At 59.4% G+C, this 22,800-nt stretch carries 21 protein-coding genes and 2 tRNA genes; 21 read left to right on the top strand and 2 right to left on the bottom strand.

The window, feature by feature from the left end; genetic code table 11:
• Window position 1 precedes the first annotated feature (1 nt).
• From AAAX35_RS02895 to AAAX35_RS02845, 11 genes are all read left to right on the top strand, one after another.
• Complete coding sequence (locus tag AAAX35_RS02895) at window positions 2–499, top strand: YqeG family HAD IIIA-type phosphatase (protein ID WP_117646451.1); 498 nt, start codon at window positions 2–4, stop codon at window positions 497–499.
• A gap of 8 nt (window positions 500–507) precedes the next feature.
• The gene (locus tag AAAX35_RS02890; RefSeq protein WP_349116686.1) at window positions 508–1,041 is read left to right on the top strand and encodes a shikimate kinase; all 534 of its coding nucleotides are present in this window, start codon (window positions 508–510) and stop codon (window positions 1,039–1,041) included.
• Complete coding sequence (locus AAAX35_RS02885; RefSeq protein WP_349116685.1) at window positions 1,038–2,147, top strand: hypothetical protein; 1,110 nt, start codon at window positions 1,038–1,040, stop codon at window positions 2,145–2,147. Before AAAX35_RS02890 ends, AAAX35_RS02885 begins: the two co-directional genes overlap by 4 nt.
• 131 nt (window positions 2,148–2,278) lie before the next feature.
• Window positions 2,279–3,409 carry a Xaa-Pro peptidase family protein gene (locus AAAX35_RS02880; RefSeq protein WP_349116684.1) on the top strand — a complete coding sequence of 377 codons (1,131 nt, stop codon included), beginning with the start codon at window positions 2,279–2,281 and terminating at the stop codon, window positions 3,407–3,409.
• A 160-nt stretch (window positions 3,410–3,569) separates the two neighbouring features.
• Window positions 3,570–4,133, top strand: a complete 564-nt coding sequence (efp, locus tag AAAX35_RS02875; protein WP_117583455.1) for an elongation factor P — start codon at window positions 3,570–3,572, stop codon at window positions 4,131–4,133.
• 24 nt (window positions 4,134–4,157) lie between these two features.
• On the top strand, window positions 4,158–4,520 hold the full coding sequence (locus tag AAAX35_RS02870) for an Asp23/Gls24 family envelope stress response protein (protein ID WP_117583456.1): 363 nt from the start codon (window positions 4,158–4,160) through the stop codon (window positions 4,518–4,520).
• A gap of 3 nt (window positions 4,521–4,523) precedes the next feature.
• Window positions 4,524–5,108, top strand: coding sequence for a transcription antitermination factor NusB (gene nusB / locus AAAX35_RS02865; protein WP_349116683.1), 585 nt, complete (start codon window positions 4,524–4,526; stop codon window positions 5,106–5,108).
• 2 nt (window positions 5,109–5,110) lie between these two features.
• Window positions 5,111–5,377, top strand: a complete 267-nt coding sequence (locus tag AAAX35_RS02860) for an exodeoxyribonuclease VII small subunit (RefSeq protein WP_349116682.1) — start codon at window positions 5,111–5,113, stop codon at window positions 5,375–5,377.
• An 8-nt stretch (window positions 5,378–5,385) separates the two neighbouring features.
• Window positions 5,386–6,189, top strand: coding sequence for a TlyA family RNA methyltransferase (locus AAAX35_RS02855; protein WP_349116681.1), 804 nt, complete (start codon window positions 5,386–5,388; stop codon window positions 6,187–6,189).
• Window positions 6,186–7,046: an NAD(+)/NADH kinase gene (locus AAAX35_RS02850; RefSeq protein WP_349116680.1), complete on the top strand. Its 861-nt coding sequence runs from the start codon at window positions 6,186–6,188 to the stop codon at window positions 7,044–7,046. The genes AAAX35_RS02855 and AAAX35_RS02850 overlap by 4 nt, the downstream gene beginning before the upstream one ends.
• Window positions 7,036–8,664 carry a DNA repair protein RecN gene (locus AAAX35_RS02845; RefSeq protein ID WP_349116679.1) on the top strand — a complete coding sequence of 543 codons (1,629 nt, stop codon included), beginning with the start codon at window positions 7,036–7,038 and terminating at the stop codon, window positions 8,662–8,664. Before AAAX35_RS02850 ends, AAAX35_RS02845 begins: the two co-directional genes overlap by 11 nt.
• A 221-nt stretch (window positions 8,665–8,885) precedes the next feature.
• Here the strand turns inward: AAAX35_RS02845 and AAAX35_RS02840 are convergent, their stop codons facing one another.
• Window positions 8,886–9,743, bottom strand: coding sequence for a MurR/RpiR family transcriptional regulator (locus tag AAAX35_RS02840; RefSeq protein ID WP_226790721.1), 858 nt, complete (start codon window positions 9,741–9,743; stop codon window positions 8,886–8,888).
• A gap of 272 nt (window positions 9,744–10,015) precedes the next feature.
• On the opposite strand from AAAX35_RS02840, the gene AAAX35_RS02835 reads away from it, so the two are divergent.
• From AAAX35_RS02835 to AAAX35_RS02790, 10 genes are all read left to right on the top strand, one after another.
• Window positions 10,016–12,019 carry a fructose-specific PTS transporter subunit EIIC gene (locus tag AAAX35_RS02835; RefSeq protein ID WP_349116678.1) on the top strand — a complete coding sequence of 668 codons (2,004 nt, stop codon included), beginning with the start codon at window positions 10,016–10,018 and terminating at the stop codon, window positions 12,017–12,019.
• Between the two features lie 523 nt (window positions 12,020–12,542).
• On the top strand, window positions 12,543–12,806 hold the full coding sequence (locus tag AAAX35_RS02830; RefSeq protein WP_022094575.1) for an HPr family phosphocarrier protein: 264 nt from the start codon (window positions 12,543–12,545) through the stop codon (window positions 12,804–12,806).
• 133 nt (window positions 12,807–12,939) lie between these two features.
• Window positions 12,940–14,643, top strand: a complete 1,704-nt coding sequence (ptsP, locus tag AAAX35_RS02825) for a phosphoenolpyruvate--protein phosphotransferase (RefSeq protein ID WP_035138206.1) — start codon at window positions 12,940–12,942, stop codon at window positions 14,641–14,643.
• 74 nt (window positions 14,644–14,717) lie between these two features.
• On the top strand, window positions 14,718–15,650 hold the full coding sequence (locus AAAX35_RS02820) for a 1-phosphofructokinase family hexose kinase (RefSeq protein ID WP_006233969.1): 933 nt from the start codon (window positions 14,718–14,720) through the stop codon (window positions 15,648–15,650).
• Between the two features lie 188 nt (window positions 15,651–15,838).
• Window positions 15,839–16,771 carry a 1-phosphofructokinase gene (locus tag AAAX35_RS02815; protein ID WP_349116677.1) on the top strand — a complete coding sequence of 311 codons (933 nt, stop codon included), beginning with the start codon at window positions 15,839–15,841 and terminating at the stop codon, window positions 16,769–16,771.
• 195 nt (window positions 16,772–16,966) lie between these two features.
• Window positions 16,967–18,361 carry an HD domain-containing protein gene (locus tag AAAX35_RS02810; RefSeq protein ID WP_349116676.1) on the top strand — a complete coding sequence of 465 codons (1,395 nt, stop codon included), beginning with the start codon at window positions 16,967–16,969 and terminating at the stop codon, window positions 18,359–18,361.
• A 127-nt stretch (window positions 18,362–18,488) separates the two neighbouring features.
• A tRNA-Glu gene (locus AAAX35_RS02805) sits at window positions 18,489–18,565 on the top strand.
• Window positions 18,566–18,587: 22 nt separating this feature from the next.
• A tRNA-Glu gene (locus AAAX35_RS02800) sits at window positions 18,588–18,664 on the top strand.
• A gap of 150 nt (window positions 18,665–18,814) precedes the next feature.
• Entirely contained in the window at window positions 18,815–20,122 is a 1,308-nt protein-coding gene (locus AAAX35_RS02795; protein ID WP_349116675.1) for a lysylphosphatidylglycerol synthase transmembrane domain-containing protein, read from the top strand.
• A gap of 116 nt (window positions 20,123–20,238) precedes the next feature.
• Entirely contained in the window at window positions 20,239–20,850 is a 612-nt protein-coding gene (locus AAAX35_RS02790) for a TetR/AcrR family transcriptional regulator (RefSeq protein WP_117746330.1), read from the top strand.
• Window positions 20,851–21,038: 188 nt separating this feature from the next.
• On the opposite strand, the gene AAAX35_RS02785 is transcribed toward AAAX35_RS02790, so the two are convergent.
• Window positions 21,039–22,472 (bottom strand): radical SAM protein, encoded by a 1,434-nt coding sequence (locus tag AAAX35_RS02785; RefSeq protein ID WP_349116674.1) that lies wholly within the window; start codon window positions 22,470–22,472, stop codon window positions 21,039–21,041.
• Between the last annotated feature and the right edge of the window lie 328 nt (window positions 22,473–22,800).

The following is a 22,800-nucleotide window of genomic DNA, read 5'->3' as shown; positions in this document are numbered from 1 at the left end:
CATGAGGATTTTCAGCCCCAAACGATATGTTGCTTCGGTCGACCGAATCGACCTCGATACCCTTTGGGCCGACGGCAAGCGCGCCATTTTGCTCGACCGCGATAACACCCTGGTGCCGCGTGATACCGAGCAGGTTCCCGCTGCCGTCTCGGCCTGGCTCGACGCCGCTCGTGCCAAGGGCTTTAAGCTGTGCATGGTGTCGAACAACTGGCATCGCGACCAGGTCATGAGCTCAGCACGCGAGCTGGGGCTCGAGGCCATCAGCCATGCCATGAAGCCTGCACCGTTTGCTCTCAAGGCCGGTCTTAAGCGCTTGGGCGCCACGGCCGATGAGGCTGTGCTGATCGGTGACCAGCTGTACACGGACGTGTGGAGCGGTAACTTTGCCGGCGTCGACACGATCTTGGTAAAGCCACAGGCAACTCAGGACCTGTGGTATACGCAGATCTTCCGTATCTTTGAGCGCCGGGCCCTGCGCGACCTTCCCTGCGAGGAATAGGTTTCGTCATGTCCCAGCACACCAAGCACGGCTGCGACCATATCTTCTTTATCGGGTTTTTGGGTGCGGGCAAATCGACGCTCGCACGCAACGTGGGCACGATGTTCAAGCGTCGGTTTATTGATACCGACCGCCTTGTCGTGCGCCGTTGCGGCAAATCGGTAACCGAGATTTTTGAAACCGAGGGCGAGGAGCGCTTTCGCGAGCTCGAAACCTCGGCGCTCCGTTCGCTCCAAAGCGAGCGCAGCCTGCTGGTTTCGTGCGGTGGTGGCATTGTCGAGACGCCGGTCAATATCGAGCTTATGCACCAGATGGGTACCTGCGTGTACCTCGAGGGCGATTTTGAGGATTCGATGCGCCAGATCCGCCGCTCCGACACGCGTCCCGATTTCCGCTCGCCCGAGCACGCGGCGCTGCTCTTTGAGCATCGCCGTCCGTTGTATCGTCAAGCTGCCGATCTTACCCTTGATATTCGCAACAAGTCCTTCGAGGACGTTTCCTACCTTTGTGCCGAGATGCTTTTGGAGCGTGGACTGCTATGATTCGCCGTCAACTTATCAATTTCCAAAACCGCAGTGTCGATGTCCGCGTCGGATTGGGCGCGTTCGAGGAGCTGTCGCGCATGTTTGCCTCGGCTGTGGGCAAACCCAAGCGGGCGATGGTGGTTTGGAACAGCGCCACATCCGAGCGTTTTGGCGAGGTTGTCGAGCATGCGCTGGTCGACGCCGGTTTTGCCGTGTCGCCGCTTGTCCTCGAGGTTTCGCCTGCCGGTGCTACGCTGGCCGATGCCGATACCGTTTTTGGCGCCCTGTCGGCTAACGGCATTACCTGCGACGATCTCGTTGTCGCTGTCGGCGACACGGCGACCTGCTCGGTCGTTTGCTGGTGTGCCAATCAGTGGTGCGGTCGCACCGAGTGCGCCTTGCTGCCGACGATGTTCGACGCCATGCTCACGGTCGCGACGACTATGAAGCCACTCGTCGCCTCGTCGGCGAATGCGCTTCCCGCTATCGCGTTCCGTCCCGAGCCGGGCTTGGTCGTGTGTGACCTCGAACTTGTTCGCGAAGCGGACCCCGAGGACCTCAAGCTCGGTTATGCGGTACTTGTTGGCACCATGCTTTCGAGCAGCAAGTCCCGTTGGAATCAGTTTACCGAGACCATCCCCGAGATTCTCGCTGGCGAGGAAGTCGCGCTCGTCAATGCCGTTCAGTGGTCTCAGACTGCCCGCAAGGACGTACTGATGGCCACGAACCCGAGCGCCCGCCATGCGCTCGATTTTGGCAAGACCGGGGAGCGCACCCTTCGCGCCTGCCTGGGTGATGCTGCGGCGCACGTCCCTGCATACCAGCTCCTTTCCGAGGGTATGCGCTTTGAGGCGCGCCTAGCACATGATGCCTGCGACTTCGATATCGACTACGTCTTTGAGGTCGATGACTGCCTGGAGGACTTTGGAATCGAGGAGCTTGCCTTCGATCTGGAGCCTGCCGCATATATCGAGGAGTTCCGCAGGCAGCAGTTCGCACGCTCCAATCGCACGATGCTGCCGCTGCCCGCGGCACTCGGCGCCATTCGTCTTAACGCCGTGGACGACGATGTGCTCGAGCGCCATGCACAGGCTTATTTGGCTTCTCGCAAGGAACTTCTCTAACTTTATTGACATCCATCGTCTTTCGTATCATTTTGAGGGACGGGTTTTCAATCTGTTGCGAATCGCTTGTGATTCCGCTAATCGTTTGAAGCCCGTCCCACTTTTTTGAGGACAACAAGAAAGGAATCTGCATGTCTGAGTTTGCTGCCGGTCCTGCCGGTCGTATCGAGCGTGTCCGTGCCCTGATGGCCGAGCGCGGCTACGACGCCATCGTCGTGCGCGACGAGGCCAACCTCCGTTGGCTCACGGGCGTGAAGGGCGTCTTCGACTACACCTTCGAGTTCCCGCACGCCGCGTTTATTACGGCCGATCAGTGCCTGTTCCACACCGACTCGCGCTATCTCAACAGCTTTGAGGAGAACACGCCCGCCGGCAGCCCCTGGGTCTACGACATGGACGAGGGCACCATTCCCGGCTGGGTCGCCGGCAAGATTGCGGCCAACAAGTGCCGCGTCTGCGCCGTCGAGGATGACATGCAGATTAACTTTTACCAGGGTATCCAGCGTGGTCTGGAGGACCGCTCCGTCGCCTGCATGCTGCCGCTGATGCACGACGACATCCGCAAGATGCGTGCCATCAAGGATGCCGAGGAGATCGAGCTCATGCGCCACGCGCAGTCGATCACCGATGCCGCCTTCCAGCACATGCTCGGCTTTATTAAGCCCGGTATGACCGAGAAGCAGGTCCGCAACGAGCTTGAGAACTTTATGTTCGCCAACGGCGCCGACAGCCTGGCCTTTGGCTCCATCGTGGCGAGCGGTCCCAACACCGCCAACCCGCATGCCGTCCCGAGCGACCGCGTGATCGAGAAGGGCGACTTTGTCCTGATGGACTACGGTGCGGGCTACTGCGACTACCGCTCCGACATGACGCGTACCGTCGTGATGGGCGAGCCCACCCAGGAGCAGCTTGACCTGTACGCGCTCGTGCGCCGCACGCACGAGGAATGCGTCGCCGCCATCCATCCGGGCGTCGAGGGCAACGATATCTTCAGGCTTTCCAAGAAGATCATCGGCGATGCCGGCTATGGCGATTACTACAACCATGGTCTGGGCCACGGCGTGGGCATCGACATCCACGAGCTGCCCAACTTCAACCGCAGCAAGAACATCATCGAGGTCGGCTCGGTTATCACCATGGAGCCCGGCGTGTACCTGCCCGGCGTGGGCGGCGTGCGCCTGGAGGACTACGGCGTCGTCACCGAGAACGGCTACGAGCCCTTCACCAAGACGCCGCATGACCTGCATATTATCGATTGCTAAACCATCCATTTGGGTTTTTGGAGGCGGGGCGTCCGGATCGATTCGGGCGTCCCGCGTTCTCTTTTTATGCGCACGCCGTAGGCGCCGTCTGCAAGTGTATAATTTCGCTCGTATGTAATTTGGACGCTTGTGCGTCTCGCCAATAACAAGAAAGGTCGCTATGCCTACTATCTCTACCGCCGACTTCAAGAACGGCCTCGGTCTCCGCATTAAGGACAAGGTCTACACCATCGTCGAGTTCCAGCATGTCAAGCCTGGCAAGGGCGGCGCTTTCGTGCGCTACAAGACCCGCGACATCAAGAGCGGCCGCGTCGTCGAGAACACCTGCAACGCCGGCACCAAGTTCGAGAGCGTCATGCTCACCACCCGTGAGTTCCAGTACCTCTACAACGACGGCGCCGATTACATCTTCATGGACAACGAGTCTTACGAGCAGGTTCCCGTTCCCGAGGATATGGTGGGCGAGAACGCTAAGTGGCTGCGCGAGAACGACACCTGCCAGCTTCTCTTCGCCGACGACGAGCTCATGGGCGTGACCCCGCCGATGTTCATCGAGACCACCATCGTCCAGACCGACCCGGGCTTCAAGGGCGACACCGTTCAGGGTTCCACCAAGCCGGCCACCATCGACACCGGCGCCGTCATCCAGGTCCCCATGTACCTCAACGAGGGCGAGGTCATTAAGGTTGACACCCGCGACGGCAAGTTCGTCTCCCGCGTCTAGCAACCAACTCTTCTAGGAGGACTCATGCCCCAGGAAATCAAGATTGACGGCATCGGCATTTCGCCCGATGTTCTGACCGCCATCGTCTCGCGCGCCGTCACGGATGTCGAGGGCATCGCCTCCGTGGGCGTCAAGGACCTTGCCACCAACCTTGTCTCCATGATGCTTTCGTCTAAGGCCCCGGCTTCTGAGCCGGCGGTCGAGGCCGAGGTCATCGGCGACAAGCTCGCGCTTACCGTGCGAGTCGTGGTGTTCTTTGGCTATCCGTTCAAGAAACTCGCCGAGGCTGTCCGCGCCGCCGTGGTTGCCGCCATCGACGCCCAGGTGGGCGTCGAGGTCGAGCGCGTTGACGTTTGCATCGATGGCCTCGTTTTCCCCAAGGAGTAACCTTTGAGCCTTAAGGTTTATCGCGGGCGTACGCTTGCCCGCAGTCAGGCGCTGCAGCTGCTGTTTCAGGCCGAGGCCACGGACAGCCCGCTCGAGCGCGTCCTCGAGGGCGATTTCCTGATCTCGAAGGGTCCCCTCGACCCCTATGCGCTGGAGCTGTGCCGCGGTGCCTACGAGCACATCGACCGTATCGACTGCGCCCTTCGCTCCGTCGCCAAGAACTGGGATCTTATGCGCATGCCCGGTGCCGACCGCAATCTGCTGCGCATCGCCGTCTATGAGATGCGCTTTCTCACCGACGAGGAGGTCTCGGACGCCATCGTGATCAACGAGGCAGTCGAGCTTGCCAAGGCCTATGGCACCGACCAGTCCGCGTCGTTTGTCAACGGCGTGCTGGGCAAGATCGCTCGTAGCGAGGAGCTGCCGGGCGAGGACCTCTATCAGGAGCTGCTGGCCGAGGACCGTGCCCGCGAGAAGGCCCAGGCTGCCGAGGCTGCCGCCAAGGTTGCCGCCGCTCAGGCTGCGGCCGGCGTTCTCGATGAGGACGCCGAGGTCGCCGAGGCCGAGACCGGTACCGTCGAGGAGTAGCCATGCCAGAGGGTTCCGTCCGCAACTTCGACGAGATCTCGGACCGCTTGGACCAGATTATCGCGACCGTTCGCTCCAAGGATACGTCCCTGGAGCGTTCGCTTGATCTGTTTGACGAGGCGATTGAGCTGGGCTCCCGTGCGGTCGATATGGTCGATAAGTTTGAGTTGACGCCTCGTGAGGCCGATAAGCTCGAGCAGGAATACGATGAGGATGCGGCAAACGAATCCCAGGATAGCCAGGCCGCGTCTCAGGATACGAATGGTTGATGGCATTCATGAAACGTGTGCGTCTCGATGACGAACTGATTTCACAGGGCATCTGCGCCGATCGCGCGGATGCCCTTCGCACTCTTATGGCCGGCTTGGTTTCGAGCGGCGGTGAGCGTTTGACCTCTCCGGGGCTCAAGGTGATGCCGGGCCTGCCGTTGCACGTGAAGGGTCGTATTCCCTACGTTGGGCGCGGCGGGCTCAAGCTCGAGGGCGCGCTCGATGCGTTTTGTATCGATCCCACGGGCCTTGCCTGCCTCGATGTGGGATGCTCCACGGGCGGCTTTACCGATTGCCTGCTCAAGCGCGGCGCCGCCACAGTCGTTTCGGTCGATGTGGGTCGCGCTCAGTTTGATTGGTCGCTGCGCCAAGACGATCGCGTGACGCTCCACGAGCGCACTAATGTGACGCAGTTGCCCGAGCTCGGCTACGGCGGCGCTATCGACCTGGCCGTGTGCGATGTGTCGTTTACGAGTATCTCGAATGTCATCGACGCCGTGCTAGCGTGCCTGAAGCCTTCGGGTTCGTTTTGCACGCTGGTAAAGCCGCAGTTTGAGGCGCCGGCTGCGCTGGTGGACGAGGGCGGCATCGTGACCGACCCTGCCGTTCGCCGCGATACGCTCGTGGCGGCGATTGAACTCTTTGCTGCCAAGGGCCTGTTCCCGCTCGACGTGTGCGTGTCGCCCATCCATGGCGCCAAGGGCAACGTCGAGTTTTTCCTGTACGGCACGAGGTTTGCCCCCGGCGAACGCACCGACGATGAGCTGCAATCCCAGGTATCGGTTTTGAGCGAGAAAGCTGCAACGCTATGAAAGTCTTTCTGGTTCCCAATTTCTACAAGCAAGAAGCGGTCGAGAGCGGCCTGATGCTCGAGCTTTGGCTTTCGCGCCAGGGCTACGAGGTCGCATGGGCTGCCGACCAGCGCTCCAAGATCCAGAGCGCGCCCGATGTTGACGATGCCGACCTGGTCATTACGCTCGGCGGCGACGGTACACTGCTGCGCGCCGCCCGCATCCTCAACTACCGCGAGATTCCCATTTTGGGTCTTTCCTATGGCCACCTGGGTTTTTTAACGGCGGCCAGTCCCGAGGAACGCGATATTTTGCAGGTTGTGAGCGATGCCCTGTCCGGTGAGCTCCACGTGAGCCGCCGCGCCACCATCGCCGCCGATATCGTTTCAGTTCGCGAAGACGGCACGAAGGATGTCGTGCGCACGTTTGCCCTCAACGATATGGCGCTTACGCGCGGGCCCCTGTCCGATATGGTCGAATTTGACATCACGGTGTCCGGCCATCATATCGACCGCCTGCGCGGTGACGGCGTCGTCGTTTCGACGGCGACCGGCTCCACCGGCTACGCGCTTTCCGCCGGCGGCCCCATCGTCAGCCCCGATTACACGGGTATGGTCTGTGTGCCCATCGCTCCGCATACCATTCAGGCTCGCGCCTTTTTGACCTCGCCGAGCGATGTCGTCGAGATCTTTATGTCCGATGATCGCCCGAGCGTGCCTGCGATTGCCATCGATGGACAATTTATTACCTGCGATGGCACGGTCGAGAGCGTGGCTGTGCGCCGTGGTCCCGGCGATGTGCTGCTGCTGGATTATGGTCCCGAGAGTTTCTATAACTCGGTGAGCCGCGTGTTCTACGGAGTGCGTCATGATCGATGAGCTGCAGGTTTCCAACATTGCACTCATTCGCGAGGCGACGTTGGTCCCGAGCACGGGTCTAACGGTTCTGACTGGAGAAACCGGCGCCGGTAAGACCGCGCTGCTCTCGGCACTCAAGCTCATTTTGGGCGAGCGCGCGGATTCGTCGACGGTTCGCGAGGGCGAGGCACTTGCCAGCGTCGAGGCGCGCCTGTTTGATGGCCCGCACGACACGGAGGGCTTCACCGTGCAGCGCAGCCTTTCTGCCGAGGGCCGCAGCCGTGTAAAAATTGACGGCCGCATCGCCAGCGTGCGCGAACTTTCGGAGCGCGTCGGCGTGATGATGGATCTTTGCGGTCAGCACGAGCACCAGCGCCTGCTCGACCCGGCACATCATGTTGCCATGGTCGATGCCTGGGCAGGGCGCCCGGCACTCGAGGCGCTCGAGAAGTATCGCACCTGCTTTAAGGCTTCGCGTGCCGTCGCCAAGGAGCTTCGCCGTGTGGAGGAAGCCTCACGCGCGCAGGGGAGCCGCGTTGAGGAGGCGCGCTTCGCCCTGGAGCGCATCGCCGAGGTCGACCCCAAGCCGGGTGAGTATGAGGAGCTCGAGGAGCTGTTGCCGCGCTCCGAGCATGCCGAGGTGTTGGTGGCCACGGCCAATGATGCCCATGTATCGCTTGCAGCTGAAGGGGGAGCGCTCGATGCCGTGAACAGTGCCGTGGCGGAGCTTTCCCGCATGGCTACTGTCGATCGCAAGCTGGGCGACATTGCCGATGCGCTTTCGGATGCCTGCATCTCGCTCGAGGATTGTGCTAACGAGCTGCGCGCCTATCGCGATGGAGTCGCCTTCGATCCGCGCGAGCTGGCTCGTATGCGCGAGCGTTATTCCGATCTTAAGGGCTTGCTGCGTCAGTGGGGGCCCACCATGGACGATGTCTTTGCCATGCGCGATCGCTCACAAGAACTGCTCTCCCTGGTCGATGATGGTGATGAGCAGATCAAGAAGGCGCGCGAGGCGCTTGGGAGCGCCGAACGCGAGCTTTTTGCTGCTGCCAAGGCGCTTAAACGCGCGCGGAATACGGCAGCTCCGCGTTTTTGTCACGAGGTTGGCCGTCAGATGGCGCGCCTGGAGATGGGCGGCGCCGAGCTCGTTTGGGAGTCGCGCGATCTTCCGCGTGCCGAGTGGACGCCGGCGGGCCCTTCGAGCTATGAGCTTTTGTATCGCAGCGGTGCCGGGTTGACGCCGCGCCCCCTGCGCCGCATTGCGTCGGGCGGCGAGCTGAGCCGCGTCATGCTGGCGAGCAAGGCCGTCCTCGGCAACGCAGATGGCGTGGATACGCTGGTGTTCGACGAGGTCGATGCTGGTGTCGGTGGCTCCACGGCGCGTGCACTCGCGGGCGTGCTCGCAGATCTCGCCGCTACGCATCAGGTGATTGTCGTAACCCACTTGGCGCAGGTCGCCGTCATGGCCGACAAGCATTATGTTGTCAGCAAGGAACCAGGCGATGTTCCCCAGACGCATTTGGACGAGGTAACCGGCGAAGCGCGTACCGCCGAGATCGCCCGCATGTTGAGCGGCGATCAGTCCGAGGCAAGCCTGGCGCACGCCAAACAGATGCTTGCGGAGGCGCGTGCCTAGGCCGAGCCGCCACATGTATGTCCAATCCGGCCGCCACGAAACGGGTCCATCTACTACGTTTGGCAGGGCATCGGCAACCACGCCAAGAATTGCAAAAAGAAAACCGCAGGTAGAACGCCTGCGGTTTTCTCTATTTTGGGTGTATGGTTGGCGCTTGAGGTTAAAACGTAGTAGATGGGCGGATTTCGTGGCGAGGGGCGTCTATCGGCTCCCCAATTTACCTACTCAACGACCTTATCCGGCTGGATGAGCTCCTCGTAGTAGCTGATATGCTCACGCGCGTCTTCAATCTCGGGCAGCAGGAAGTTGTAGATGACTTCGATGATCATCGTGGCACTGATCTTGGAGAACGCAAAGTCGCCTGTCGTCAGCAGCGCTTCGTGGTTGACGGTATTAAAAGTGTAGTCTGCCAGGCGCGCGAGCGGGGATTTACTGTCGCTGCTGATGACGACTACGGTTGCGCCGCAGTTGCGAGCCGCTTTTGCCATGCGATTCAGTCGGCGCGATTTGCCGGAGTTTGAGATTAGCACGATGACGTCACCCGGGCGCAACGTGAGCGCAAAGCCGATTGATGTCTCGCTGATGGTGCTCGCCATGCAGCGCAGGCCCAGCTGCGAAAACTTAAACGTCGCATCGAGCGCGACCGCGTTCGTATTGCCCACAGCTGCAAACTCAATAACCCCTGCATGCTTAAGGGCATGCACAACAGCCGCCAGCGTATCGTGGTCGATCCCGTCGATGGTAGCATTAAGCTCGCTCACCTTGGCAGCCAGTATGTTCTTGAGGCTCTGCTCCATATTGTCGAGCGAGACCTCGTCAGTCAGGCCCTCGTTACGCTGGCTTTCCAAATCCCTCGCCAACGAAAACTGAAAGCTGCGGAAGCTACCAAAGCCAAGCTTGCGGCAGAAGCGCGAAACGGTCGCCTCGGACGTGGCGGCGGCGCGCGAGAGCTGAGCGGCCGTGAGGCGTGGAGCCTCGGACTGGTGCTCCAATATATAGTCGACAATGCGCTGCTCGGATTCGCTGTATCCCTGATGGGTGCTAATGAGGGAAAGTGCGCTCTTGCTACTATCGGTCATGGATGGCTCCTGGTTGGCATGAAAATCTAATTTGATTCGCAATGCCATAGTATACGGGCATTTTCAATTACAAGATACACCTTGCCGTTTCAAGTGTTGATGGTAAACTTTCACTTACCGTTTACGGTTATGAAAGAACCTTTCACCGGAGATTTGCACCTTAGCTCTTCTCACGCGGACGGTAGGTTGGTATCTTTCAGTTGTGGAAAAACGCCCATCGAAGCGCGTGTAGGGGAGCGCCCGCGGGCGCTGTACTCAAGAAGGAGGGACACATGGCTAAGTTTGACATCATCGCCGCGACCGGTTGCCCGACCGGCATTGCGCACACCTTCATGGCGAAGGAGGCGCTGGAGAAGGCAGCTGCCGAGCGCGGTCTGACCATTAAGGTCGAGACTCATGGCCAGGTCGGTGTCGAGAACGAGCTCACCAAGAGTGAGATCGCTGGTGCCAAGGCCGTCGTCGTCGCAGCCGACAAGGATGTCCAGGCTGAGCGTTTCGCCGGCAAGCCCATGGTTTCCGTTGGTGTTTCCAAGGCCCTGTCCGTTGAGGCCGCCGGTAAGCTGATTGACCGCGCGCTCGCCGCCAAGGGCGACAGCACGGTTGCAGCCGCTGCCGATGTCGAGGACGAGGTCGAGGAGAAGGAGTCCATCGGCCACATCATCTACAAGCACCTCATGAACGGCGTCAGCCACATGCTGGTCTTCGTCGTTGCCGGTGGTGTTCTGACCGCCGTTTCGTTCCTGTGGGGCATTACGTCCTTCGATTCGACGGCGTCTGACTACAACAGCTTTGCTGCGATGCTCAAGATCATCGGCGGCATCGCCATGAACCTCATGGTTCCGGTGCTTTCCGCCTACATCGCCGAGTCCATCGGCAAGCGCCCGGCGCTCGTCCCCGGCTTTGTTGCCGGTATGATCGCCATCCAGGGCCTGCCTGTTAACGCCGAGACCGGCATGATCGACGCCGGTGGCGTCGGCGTGGGCTTCGGCTTCCTGGGCGGCATCGTCGGCGGCTTCCTCGCCGGTTATGTCATCCTGCTGCTCGAGAAGGTCTTTGCCGGTCTGCCCAAGAACCTGGACGGCCTCAAGGCTATCTTCCTGTACCCGCTGTTCTCGACGGCTATCGTCGGCCTGGTCATGCTCGGCATTTCCGGCCCCATGGCTGCCATCAACACCGCCATGATGGACTTCCTCAAGGGTCTGTCCGCCTCTGGCGCCGTTGTACTGGGTCTTGCCATTGGCTGCATGTGCGCCTTTGACATGGGCGGCCCGGTCAACAAGGCTGCTTACGTCACCGGTACCGCTATGCTCACCGAGGCTTTGGCCGCCGGTGTTGGCACCGATACCTACAACTTCGGCACCAACTTCATGGCTGCCGTCTCCGCCGCCTGCATCGTTCCGCCGCTGATCACCACCTTTGCCGTCGTTGTCGGCAAGAAGTACTTCAGCCAGGAGGATCACGACGCCGGTGTCGTCAACCTCATCCTTGGTTGCACCCACATCACCGAGGGCGCCATTCCGTTCATGACCAAGAACATCTGGCCCGTCATGCCCATCATGATGCTCGGTTCCTCTATCGCTTCGATCCTGACCATTATGTTCAACGTTCACGATCCGGCGCCTCACGGTGGCTTCTTGGTCCTGCCCGTTGTCGAGAACGGTCCGCTTTGGGTCCTCGCGATCCTCATCGGCGCTGTGGTCGGTGGCATCCTGTTCGTGGCCTTCAAGAAGTACGACTTCGAGAAGAATCAGAAGGCCGCTCCTGCAGCCAAGCCGGTTGAGGCTCCCAAGGCCGCTGCCGTCGAGGCCCCCAAGGCCGAGGCTGCCGACTTCGTTAAGGTCGAGAATGTCTTTGTTGCCGAGGACTTCGCTTCTCGTGACGAGGCTCTGAGCTTCGTTTCCAACCAGGCTGTCAAGGCCGGTATCGCCAGCGACGCCGACGCCGTGTTGAACGCCTTCCTGGCCCGCGAGGCCGAGGGCACCACGGGCATGATGGAGGGCTTCGCCATCCCGCATGCCAAGTCCGACGCCATTACCGAGGCTGCTGTTATCGTCGTCAAGGACGAGTCCGGCGTGACCGGTTGGGACACCATGGACGGCGCTCCCGTCAACGTGGCTATCGCCCTGCTCATCCCCGGTGCCCAGGCCGGCACCACGCACCTCAAGATCCTGTCCAAGGTCGCCGAGGCGCTCATGGACGAGGACTTCCGTGCCACCGTCAAGGGTTCCACCGACGCCGTCAAGATCGCCAAGACGATCAACGCCCGCTTGGTCTAATTCCACGGTACGCGAATAACATCGCCCTCTGTACATAAGGCGAGGACTCCACCAGGAGCCCCCGCCTTTTTCTATCCCTCCCATAAGTTGCGGTGAAATAGGGACTGTTTAAACGATTCAACCCCAAATTCAGTCCCTATTTCACCGCAACTTATAAAAGGGCATAGATGGGCTGCCTATCGAGTCTTTGTCGCGAATAGTTCATCAGCCAGAATTCCGTTCGCACGATATTACTTTGGATCGACCGAGTTTCCGCAGCTTGCTCGCCGGGCGGGGCGATTAAGTTTGTCGCGAGTTCCGCACGCAAAGGAAAGCACTTAATGTGCTTTCCGTCTTGCGCAGGACTGTAGAGCAGCAAACTTAATCGCCCCGCCCGGCGAGCAAGCGGACGACAAACACATCTGTCCAATAATTCGTCTGAAACACAATGAAAAACCGTTTGATGTGAGTTAATATAAACAACGTCGTGAATCTGACTCCTGCCACATGCTTGACAGGGGTTAAACACAAAAAGGAGTCAACTATGGTTTCTGAGAAGGCTACCCTCGTTAATCCTCAGGGTCTGCACATGCGTCCGGCTGGTCTGTTCGCCTCCACCATGGGCAAGTATGCCTGTGACGTGACGGTCGTTACCCCCGAGAAGGAGGTCAACGGCAAGTCCCCGATGGCCCTCATGGCTGCTGGTATCCCCTGCGGCACCGAGGTCGAGGTCAAGTGCGACGGCGCTGACGAGGCCGAGGCTCTGGCTGCTGCCATCGAGCTCATCAAGAGCGGTCTTGGCGAGTAGAACTCAAACGGGTCGCATGTTGAACAACTAAGTTCATATTTGGGGGCGCAGTGACCTGTTGTAAGGTAGCTGCGCTCTTTTGTCATGGATATGGCAAAACGCTTTATCACATGACACGGAGAGAGGAATGGGTATGTATCAGGGAGTCAACGCTTCCGAGGGCATCGGTATCGGCACCGTCATGGTTGCCGTCGATCCCGACTTGACGTTTGAGCCGCACGAGGTTGCTGATTCGGCAGCAGAGAAGGAGCGCTATCAGTCCGCTCTTTCGGTCTTCTGCGAGAAGACCCAGGCTCAGGCCGACCACATGAAGGAGACGGTGGGCGAGGCCGAGGCCGAGATCATGAGCGGACACATTGTCCTGGCTCAGGACCCGGGCATGACCGACGCCATCAACGCCGCCATTGACGGCGGTACCTGCGCCGAGCAGGCGCTCATGGACACCTCGACCATGTTCGAGAACATGTTCCTGTCTATGGACGACGAGATGTTCCGTCTGCGCGCGGCCGACATCGCCGACATCCGCACCGGTATTCTGGCCGAGCTGCTGGGCAAGGAGGTCGTCGACCTCTCCGTCCTGCCCGAGAACACTGTCGTTGTCGTGCACGACCTCACGCCGTCCATGACCGCCACGATCGATAAGGCCCACGTTGCCGGTATCGTCACCGAGACCGGTGGCCGCACGTCGCACTCCGCGATCATTGCGCGCGCCCTCGAGATCCCGGCTGTCCTTTCGGTTTCCAACAGCTGCACCGCGCTGCGCAACGGTATGACCGTTGTCGTCGACGGCGGCAAGGGTATCGTCGAGGCCGATCCCGATGAGGAGACGCTCGCTGCCTATACCGCCAAGGCCGAGGCCTTCGCTGCCGAGAAGGCAGCCCTCGAGGCCTTCCGTGGCAAGCCGTCCGTGACTGCCGATGGCATCAAGAAGATCATCGCCTGCAACATCGGTAACCCCGATGACGTGCCCAACGCGCTCGATCACGACGCCGAGGCCATCGGTCTGTTCCGCTCCGAGTTCCTGTTCATGGACTCCGCTGAGCTTCCTTCCGAGGAGGAGCAGTTCAACGCCTACCGTAAGGTCGCCAGCGCGCTCAAGGGTGCTCCGGTCATCATCCGCACGCTCGATGTGGGTGGCGACAAGGAGATTCCGTATCTGCACATGGTCAAGGAAGATAACCCCTTCATGGGCTTCCGTGCCGTGCGTTACTGCCTGGCCAATCCCGACCAGTACAAGGTCCAGCTCCGCGCTCTGCTGCGCGCTAGCGCCTTCGGTGACGTCAAGATCATGATCCCGCTCGTCACCTGCGTCGAGGAGGTCTTGGCTGTCAAGGAGCTCGTCGAGCAGTGCAAGGCCGAGCTGACCGAAGAGGGTCGCAAGTTTAACGAGAACATCGAGGTCGGCATCATGGTCGAGACGCCCGCTGCTTCGCTGCTCGCAGACCGTCTTGCCGAGGTTGCCGACTTCTTCTCCATCGGCACCAACGACCTGATCGGCTACACCATGTGCGCCGACCGTGGTAACGACACCATCTCCAACCTGTACCAGGTTTACTATCCCGCCGTGCTCCGCTCGCTCAAGAACATCATCGAGAGCGGCGTGAAGGCCGGCATCATGGTCGGTATGTGCGGCGAGGCCGCTGCCGATCCGCTGCTCGAGCCGCTGCTGATCAGCTGGGGCCTGGAGGAGTTCTCGATGAGCGCTCCGTCGATCCTGCGCGCCCGCAAGACCATCAGCCAGTGGACCAAGGCCGAGTGCGACGAGCTCGCCGAGAAGGCGCTCGCCTGCAACACCGCCGCCGAGGTCAAGGCACTGCTCGAGTCCGCAGCTCGCTAATTTGGTATCAGAGGTAACCGCGTGGTTGGAATGGGCCGGCCACGCGGCCCTCACATATACAGGGGGTACTGTAAATGTTCTACACGCTAACCGCTAACCCGGCTGTCGACATGACGGTTTCGAGCTCTCCGCTCGAGCCCGACGAGAACGTCCGCACCGGCTCGGCCAGCTACACGGCTAACGGCAAGGGCCTCGACGTGTCCTTCGCCTTTAAGAAGATGGGCGTCGACACCGTCGCGCTCGGCTTCTTCGCCGGCTTCACGGGCAAGTTCATCGTCGAGGAGGTCATGAACCTGGGTTGCCTCTGCCGCCCGGTCTGGACCGACGGTATCACGCGCATTAACACCTACGTCAACGATGGCCAGCACGAGTACGGCATCCTGAACCCGGGTGCTCCTATTACGCCGCAGCACCAGGAGGAGCTCTACAACATCCTGGATACCGCGGGCGATCTTGAGTGCCTGATCGTTTCCGGCTCCGTTCCTCCCAAAGCTACGCCCGACTTCCTGGCTCAGGTCATGGAGCACGCTCAGGCTCGTGGCGCCGACGTCGTCTTGGACCTGTCCTCCGACAAGCTCAAGGAGCTCGCTCACAAGAAGCCGCTGCTCATCAAGCCGAACCATCACGAGATGAAGGCCATCTTCGGCGTGCCGGTTGACACCGACGACGAGGTCCGCGTTGCCATGAAGATGGCTCACGACGCCGGCGTTCAGAACGTGCTGCTCACCCGTGGTAGCCGCGGCGACGCTTACTTCTCCAACGGCGAGGACATCTGGTACGCCAAGCGTGAGTTCAACATCAAGCTGGTCTCTTCCGTCTGCGCCGGCGACTGCACCCTCGCTGCGTTCCTGCACAAGTGGTACAGGGATCGCGACAACGTCGAGGAGGCCATGAAGCTCGCTATGGCCACCGGCGCCAACGTTGCCGAGTCCGTCGGCATCGGCGACTTCGGTCACGTCGACGAGTACAGCAAGCGCGTTGCTGTCCGCAAGCTCGATCGTCAGTAATCGAAACGCGACATATTCGTGCGCATGCGGCGCCCCGGTTTTGGCTGGGGCGCCTTTTTGTTCCGCCACGGGGGAGAGGTGTCCCGCCGTACTTCATCGCTTCCACACCGTTCACCGAGTTGTCCTAGCCTTTTACCGATGCGTGGAATATACTTTCATTAACACGTTGCTTCGTGAAAGGAACATTCATGATTTACACGCTCACTGCAAATCCCGCCATTGACTACAACATCGCCTGCGACGGCCTTGCTGCCAACACCGTCACGCGTACTCGCAACGCCGTCTATACGCCCAACGGCAAGGGCCTCAACGTCTCGTTTACGCTTGACCACTACGGTGTCGACACCACGATCCTGGGCTTCTTCGCTGGCTTCTCGGGCGAGTTCATCGTCAAGGGCGCCGAGGCCCTGGGCGTGCCCGTCAAGCCCGTGTGGACCGACGGCATCACGCGCGTCAACGTGTTCCTCAATGCCGGCCCCGACACCGAGTACAACATGGTCAACGCCGGTGCCGCCATCAACGAGGTCAATGAGCAGGAGATGTTTGAGCTCATCGATTCGCTCGATGACATGACCTGCCTGGTAATCAGCGGCTCGCTGCCTCCCAACACTTCCGAGGGCTTCCTGGCCGAGGTTCTGCGCCGCGTCAAGGCCAAGGGTGCCGAGTTCGTTCTCGACATTTCGAGCCATCAGCTGGCAGATCTCATTGCCATGGAGCCGCTGCTGATCAAGCCCAATGACGACGAGTTGCTCGATATCTTTGGCATTAAGGTGAGCGGTGGCGACGATGAGTCCGTCAAGGGCGCTATGGCTGAGCTTCATGCCAAGGGCGCCAAGAACGTGCTGCTGACCCTCGGCGGCGCCGGTGCGTACTTCTCCAACGGCAAGCACATCTGGTTTGCTAACCGCACCTTCGACGTCAAGCTGCTGTCGACGGTGTGTGCCGGCGATTCCTCGCTCGCTGCCTTCCTGTCCGTGTGGCATGACGCCCCCGAGCGCGTCGAGGACGCCCTGCGCCTGTCGATGGCCACCGGCGCCAACGTGGTCGAGTGCCCCGGTTTGGGCGATTTTGCCAAGGTGGACGAATATAAGAAGCACATCGAGGTTCGCCAGGTCTGCTAGCCGCATCGATACATCGTTGCCGAACACCCGCTTTGGATTACCAAGGCGGGTGTTTTTTGCGCGCTGAACATATGTGGTGTCTGCTGTCTCGTTTTATCTAATCAACGACGCGATTGCGTGTGCGCGCTTTCTCGTTTCTTGTTAGACTTCTTGAGAACCATCGATTAACGCTCACAAGTGCAGGAGGCCATAGGCATGTGCAATGTTTCGCTCAACGGTACGCAACCGTCCGATGCGTCCCTACGCGTCCTGCGCGCGCTTGAGGCGGCTGGTCTTGAGGCTTGGTACGTGGGCGGTTGGGTGCGCGACGCCCTGATGGGGTGCCCCAGCCACGATGTTGATATGTGCTGTAGCGGCCTGTGGCAGGAGTCCAAGGCGGCGCTCGAGGCCGCCGGCATCGTGGTTGTGGAGTCGGGCATTAAATTTGGCGGAATCACGGCTATTTCCGATGGCGAGCGTATCGAGGTCACCACGTACCGTCTGGATGGTTTCTATACCGATGGGCGCCATCCTCAGAGCGTCGAGCGCGCCGCCTCGCTCGAGGACGATCTGGCGCGCCGCGACTTTACCGTCAACGCCATGGCCTGGCATCCCGAGCGCGGCCTGGTTGACCGCTACGACGGCCAGGGCGACCTGGACCGCAAGCTGATTCGTGCCGTCGGTGATCCCAAGCGCCGGTTTAACGAGGACGCCCTGCGCATGCTGCGCGCGGTGCGCTTTGCCTGCCGCCTGGACTTTATGATTGAGCCCGAGACCAAGCGTGCGCTTGCCGAGTGCGCGCCGCTGCTCGATGCCGTAGCGCGCGAGCGTGTGGGTATTGAGCTCGAGGGCATTCTTTCGACCGGTCACGGGGGAGACGCCATGTTGCGCTACCCTGAGCTCATCTGCGCCGCTGTGCCCGAGTTGGCAGCGGGTCGCGGGTTTGATCAGCGAAGTGTCTATCATGCGTTTAACGTCTACGAGCATATCGCCCGTGTGCTGACGGTGGCAGGGGAGCTGGCGCTGTGCGACGGCGTCGCGCCATCGTCGAGCCTTATGTGGGCGGCGTTTTTGCACGATGTCTCCAAGCCCGAGTGCTTTACGGTCGATCACGCCGGCAGCGGACACTTCTACGGTCATCCCGAGCTCGGCGCCAAGAAAGCGCGCGTCATTATGGATCGCCTGGCACTCTCGCACGACCTGGTGCGCGACGTTTGCCTGCTCATCAAATATCACGATAAGCCGCTGCGCCCCGAGCGCTCCTGCCTGCTCAATATGATGCGCGCGCTTTCTGGCGAGGGCGTCGACACGGCCCGTCTGATTGACGAGCTCATGGACCTTAAGCGTGCTGACACGCTCGGCAAGGCCCCATCGTGCTTCTATTACGTTGAGACGATTGAGGAGATGCGCGCGATGGCGCACGAGCTGCTGAAGGCAGGGGAGCCCTATACGCTCAAGATGCTCGCCATCAACGGCGCCGACTTGATCCGTGCAGGCGTTAAACCGGGACCCGAACTAGGCCAGCTACTCAACGCCGCCCTCGACGCCGTGATCGAAGACAACATTCCCAACGATCGCGAAGCTCTTTTGGTCCATCTCAACTTGAATTAGCTACCCAGTTTACCTGCGTGTTCCATAACCTGCCGACAAAATTTGGGCAATTTGGAATTTCTTCTTGCGCTGACGTTTTTTGTCCCGTAATATATTTCCTCGCAGCACGGCAGTGCAGATGTCATGTGGCCCGTTCGTCTAGCGGTTTAGGACGCCGCCCTCTCAAGGCGGAGATCACCAGTTCGAATCTGGTACGGGCTACCACTTCTTTTCTGCTGAGGCTTATGGCCCGTTCGTCTAGCGGTTTAGGACGCCGCCCTCTCAAGGCGGAGATCACCAGTTCGAATCTGGTACGGGCTACCACGCATCTGATACCCGGTCTTCCTATGGAAGGCCGGGTTTTTTATTTTCAAACAACCGTCTGCAATTCCCGTTTGAACCAGAGCTTTGCGTTCTGCCTATGGCCCTTACGGGTACAATATCCAAGATATTTTGACTGTTAGAAGGAGTCTCATGACGGAGTCCTCTCAGCATACGTCTAAGCCCCAGGTCGAGGTTGAGGCCTCGGGCGGAGATGACAATAAGAGCGCACGCCGCGGCGCCATCTTTATCGGCGTCGTGCTGGTAGGTTATATCGTCTATCTGGTGGTAACCGGGCAGATGGGGCAGTTCTGGGCCGCTATGTCGAGCGTCCAGGCGTCATGGCTCGTTGTCGCGTGTCTTTGCATGTTCATGTACCTGTTCTTTGGCATTGTGGCCTATGCGATCGCCGTCTGGCTCGATCCCAATTCGCCCGTCGGCATCCGCGACCTGATCTCGGTCGAGGCGAGTGGCATCTTCTTTGGTAACCTGACGCCCATGATGATGGGCTCCACCCCGGCTCAAATCTATCGCCTGACCAAGGCCGGCCAAAACGTGGGCGAGGCCGGCGCCACGCAATTCACGCGTTTTATCGTGTACCAGTTTGGCCTCGTTGCCTGGGGCGCTATCCTACTGCTTGCTCGCATGCCGTTTTTTGCCGAGCGCTATGGCGACATGACGTTGCTGTGTGTCTTTAGCTTTGGTGGGCACTGCTGCATCTTGCTGGGCATCTTCGCCGTCGCGCTCATGCCTAAGACCGTCACGCGCGTCGCCCATTGCATCATCAATTGGCTTGAGCGCATTGGTGTCTCGGCCACTAAGATCGAGGGATGGCGCACGTTTGTCGATGGCGAGATCTACTCCTTCTCCGAGAAGTTCAAGCTTTCGGCCGGACATTTTTCTTCCATGCTGCTCACCGTGTTTATCACCATGCTGCAGCTCGCGTTTTTCTATCTGGTGCCGTATTTCCTGATGCTTGCTTTTGGCCACCACGAAGTCGACTTTTTCTCGGTCATGGCCGCGAGCGCCTTTGTCCAGCTGCTGAGCTCTGCGGTTCCCTTGCCCGGTGGAACTGGTGGCGCTGAGGGCGGCTTTGCGTTGTTCTTGGGTCATTTTTTTGGGTCGGCTTCGACCGCCGGCTATCTGCTGTGGCGCCTCATTACGTTTATTGCGCCGACCATTTTGGCTGCGCCCCTGCTGGGACTTAAGAGCGCCCACAACGAGAGCATCCATGCGCGCTGGGATCGTGTGATGCGCAAGCTCGGCCGCACGCCTCAGACGCCCTCTGCGCCTACTAAGCCGCACCCTACGAATGCTGTTACCGTTGATCCCAAGAAGCACGCTCAGAAGGCTTCTGGGACCGCTAAGCTGGCTCATAAAGCCTATGTGCGCCAGACAGGCGATGGTATTCGCGTATCTCCGTCGGCACTCAATAAGATGAAGCATCCCAAGTCCCAGTAGGGCAGTCGTGCGTTCTTCATGATGCGAGGCATATTTGTGCTGTATGGGGGATAATCCTCTTACGTAGATTATCTCTCATCTGTTGATGAATGCTCGTATATCGAAGGGACACGCCCATGGCAACCAGCAAACCGCGTCTTGATCGTCGCATCGTTCGCAGCCGTAATGCCATCCTTTCCGCTTTCGAGCGCCTACTCATGGAAAAGCCGCTGGCAGACATTACGGTGAGTGCCATCGCGCGCGAGGCCAATGTCGACCGCAAGACCTTTTACGTTCACTTTGGTACGGTTGACGGCCTGCTCGATGCCATTGCCGTCGATGTGGTGGAGATGATTGTCGACTCGGTCGAGAAAACGCTTGCTTCAATGGACGGAGACACCAACGAGCGCGCCCTGGGCGCGGCCGCGACCTTCTTTAAAACTGTTAACGAGGCATTATGCAACAACTTGGTGCTCAATCGTCAGCTGATCGAGAACATTCCGCTCGATGATTTTATGGCTCGTCTTCGTGCGCCGCTCGAGCACGAGATTGCCGAACGCGATCTGCTGCCCCAAGGTCTCAAGGACGAGATGTTCGACTACTATCTGGCGTTTTTGCTGTCGGGTATTATCGGTATCTATCGCACGTGGGCGCTGTCTGACGGCTCGGTTCCTATCGAGCGCGTCTCTGAGGTCGCCAACGACCTGACTCTCAACGGTCTGTCGAGTCTGGAATCTCGCTTCGAATAGCATCGATAATTCAACAACTTAAAGAAGTTGCGGTGGAATAGGGATTGTTTTGGTTATTGGAAGGCCGTTCTGGTCCCTATTTCACCGCAACTTAGTAAAACTGTTTTGATGGTAAGGCGGAGCAGCCTCGAAGATGAGCCCCGAGGCTGCTCCGCTTCATTTCTGAGCGTTTGTCATGTAGGGCAGCATTAATCGCCGTTTTTGAGTGTGCGGCCTTGTTTTTCGAACTTGTGCATGTCGCTATCGGCCATACCCTGCGACTTGTCCTCGTGACGCTTGGTGTATAGCGGATCGTCGAAGTCGTTCCAGATGCGGTCGGCGACAGGTGACCATGCCTCGGCGGCAGCCTGGGTCTTTTCGCGCAGCTGCTCGGGTGACTCCTTCTCGATGAGATCGGTGCTCATTGCGCCACTCTCGGCGACCATTTTGGGCAGCACGTCGGGATTCTCGAGCATGGGGCATGGTTTGAGGTAGTTGTCGTTGAACGGCATGTTTTCGTAGTACTTCATAAAGAGGGGAGAGCGCAGCGCGTCGAGTAAGCTCACATCGTGGATGTTGGCGTTTGAGTAGTGGATGAACACGCACGGCTCCACGTCTCCGGCGGCGTTGATGTGCAGGTAGCGGCGGCCGCCGGCGATACATCCGCCTACAAACTCGCCGTCGTTTTGGAAGTCGAGCGTAAACAGCGGCTTCTTCTCACGCATTTCGCGGATAAAGTGATACATGTGCTCGCGCTGCTCGGGCGTGGGCATGAGTTCGGAGGTTGCATTGCGGCCAACCGGCATAAAGTGGAAGTACCAGCAGAAGAGTGCTCCCTCGTCGATCATCCAGTCCATGTTCTCCTCGGTAGCAACCGTATCGGCATTGGCGCTGGTCCAACAGGTGGAGATACCAAATGGCAAGTCGCGCTCGCGCAGGAGTTTCATGGCGTGCTCGATCTTTGCGTAGGTACCCTCGCCGCGACGGGCGTCGGTGGTGTGCTCATTGCCCTCGGCGCTGATGGCGGGGACAAAATTACCTACGCGAATCATATCGTCGCAGAAGGCCTCGTCGATCAGCGTGGAGTTGGTAAAGCAGAGAAACACGCAGTCCTGATGTTTTTCGCAAATTCTGATCAGGTCGTGCTTGCGGACGAGCGGCTCGCCGCCGGTATAGATGTAGGTATGCGTACCGAGCTCTTTGCCCTGCGTAACGATAGAGTCGATGTCTTCGAACGAGAGATTCTGCTTGTAGCCGTACTCGGCGGCCCAGCAGCCCGTGCAATGCAGGTTGCAGGCGCTCGTGGGATCGAGCAGGATGGCCCACGGAACGTTGCACTGGTACTTTTCGCGGTTCTTTTCCTGCTCTGGCCAAGCAAGCAGGTTGGCGTCGACAATGAGGGTCTTAAGCAGTTTGGTTCGCATCTGGGGATTAAGGCTGAACACACGCATGATTAGGTCATACCAATTGCCGCGGCTCTTGATGACATTGGTGAATGCCTCGCGCTGTACGGGAAATACGCGATTGGGGACCAGCTTGTTCACGAGGTCCATGATTTTGTCGATGTTTTCTTGCGGGTTGTCGTCGAGATAATCGATGAGCTTGTTGAGCGCTGCACGCTCTGCTGACTGTGTAAGCGACATGGGTATATCCTTTCACGTGTGCTTACTGTGTGATAATACCCACTTGTGGATTAAACGAAGTCTAAAAATTTGTAATGTGTCTATTCAACGAATCAATTTAATTTGGGGTGAAGCGTTATACCTTACGCTCTCTAAGTTGCGGTGAAATAGGGTCAGATAGGGGGCGCGGACGATTTCTTGGCCCGTGCCTAGGCGTATCCATGGAGTGGGTATGATGAATTGGACACCTAGTTAAGAGCGAAAGGTGTTCAAGATGACCCAAAGAAGAAAGCGATACGACAGGCAGTTCAAGGTCTCGGCGGCAAAGGTGGTCCTGTCCGGGGAAATG

This window comes from Collinsella sp. CLA-ER-H11, from assembly GCF_040092445.1.
In the GTDB taxonomy this organism is placed as follows: Bacteria; Actinomycetota; Coriobacteriia; order Coriobacteriales; family Coriobacteriaceae; genus Collinsella.
This window is presented reverse-complemented; position numbering and strand designations above follow the sequence as displayed.

Bases quoted from the DNA above. Each gene is read 5' to 3' on its own strand.
- AAAX35_RS02795 (WP_349116675.1), top strand. From the start codon at position 18,815: ATGACGGAGTCCTCTCAGCATACGTCTAAGCCCCAGGTCGAGGTTGAG.
- AAAX35_RS02840 (WP_226790721.1), bottom strand. From the start codon at position 9,743: ATGACCGATAGTAGCAAGAGCGCACTTTCCCTCATTAGCACCCATCAG.
- AAAX35_RS02845 (WP_349116679.1), top strand. From the start codon at position 7,036: ATGATCGATGAGCTGCAGGTTTCCAACATTGCACTCATTCGCGAGGCG.
- AAAX35_RS02830 (WP_022094575.1), top strand. From the start codon at position 12,543: ATGGTTTCTGAGAAGGCTACCCTCGTTAATCCTCAGGGTCTGCACATG.
- AAAX35_RS02785 (WP_349116674.1), bottom strand. From the start codon at position 22,472: ATGTCGCTTACACAGTCAGCAGAGCGTGCAGCGCTCAACAAGCTCATC.
- AAAX35_RS02890 (WP_349116686.1), top strand. From the start codon at position 508: ATGTCCCAGCACACCAAGCACGGCTGCGACCATATCTTCTTTATCGGG.
- AAAX35_RS02820 (WP_006233969.1), top strand. From the start codon at position 14,718: ATGTTCTACACGCTAACCGCTAACCCGGCTGTCGACATGACGGTTTCG.
- AAAX35_RS02855 (WP_349116681.1), top strand. From the start codon at position 5,386: ATGAAACGTGTGCGTCTCGATGACGAACTGATTTCACAGGGCATCTGC.
- AAAX35_RS02790 (WP_117746330.1), top strand. From the start codon at position 20,239: ATGGCAACCAGCAAACCGCGTCTTGATCGTCGCATCGTTCGCAGCCGT.
- AAAX35_RS02810 (WP_349116676.1), top strand. From the start codon at position 16,967: ATGTGCAATGTTTCGCTCAACGGTACGCAACCGTCCGATGCGTCCCTA.
- AAAX35_RS02860 (WP_349116682.1), top strand. From the start codon at position 5,111: ATGCCAGAGGGTTCCGTCCGCAACTTCGACGAGATCTCGGACCGCTTG.
- AAAX35_RS02895 (WP_117646451.1), top strand. From the start codon at position 2: ATGAGGATTTTCAGCCCCAAACGATATGTTGCTTCGGTCGACCGAATC.
- AAAX35_RS02835 (WP_349116678.1), top strand. From the start codon at position 10,016: ATGGCTAAGTTTGACATCATCGCCGCGACCGGTTGCCCGACCGGCATT.
- AAAX35_RS02885 (WP_349116685.1), top strand. From the start codon at position 1,038: ATGATTCGCCGTCAACTTATCAATTTCCAAAACCGCAGTGTCGATGTC.
- ptsP (WP_035138206.1), top strand. From the start codon at position 12,940: ATGTATCAGGGAGTCAACGCTTCCGAGGGCATCGGTATCGGCACCGTC.
- efp (WP_117583455.1), top strand. From the start codon at position 3,570: ATGCCTACTATCTCTACCGCCGACTTCAAGAACGGCCTCGGTCTCCGC.
- AAAX35_RS02815 (WP_349116677.1), top strand. From the start codon at position 15,839: ATGATTTACACGCTCACTGCAAATCCCGCCATTGACTACAACATCGCC.
- AAAX35_RS02870 (WP_117583456.1), top strand. From the start codon at position 4,158: ATGCCCCAGGAAATCAAGATTGACGGCATCGGCATTTCGCCCGATGTT.
- AAAX35_RS02880 (WP_349116684.1), top strand. From the start codon at position 2,279: ATGTCTGAGTTTGCTGCCGGTCCTGCCGGTCGTATCGAGCGTGTCCGT.
- AAAX35_RS02850 (WP_349116680.1), top strand. From the start codon at position 6,186: ATGAAAGTCTTTCTGGTTCCCAATTTCTACAAGCAAGAAGCGGTCGAG.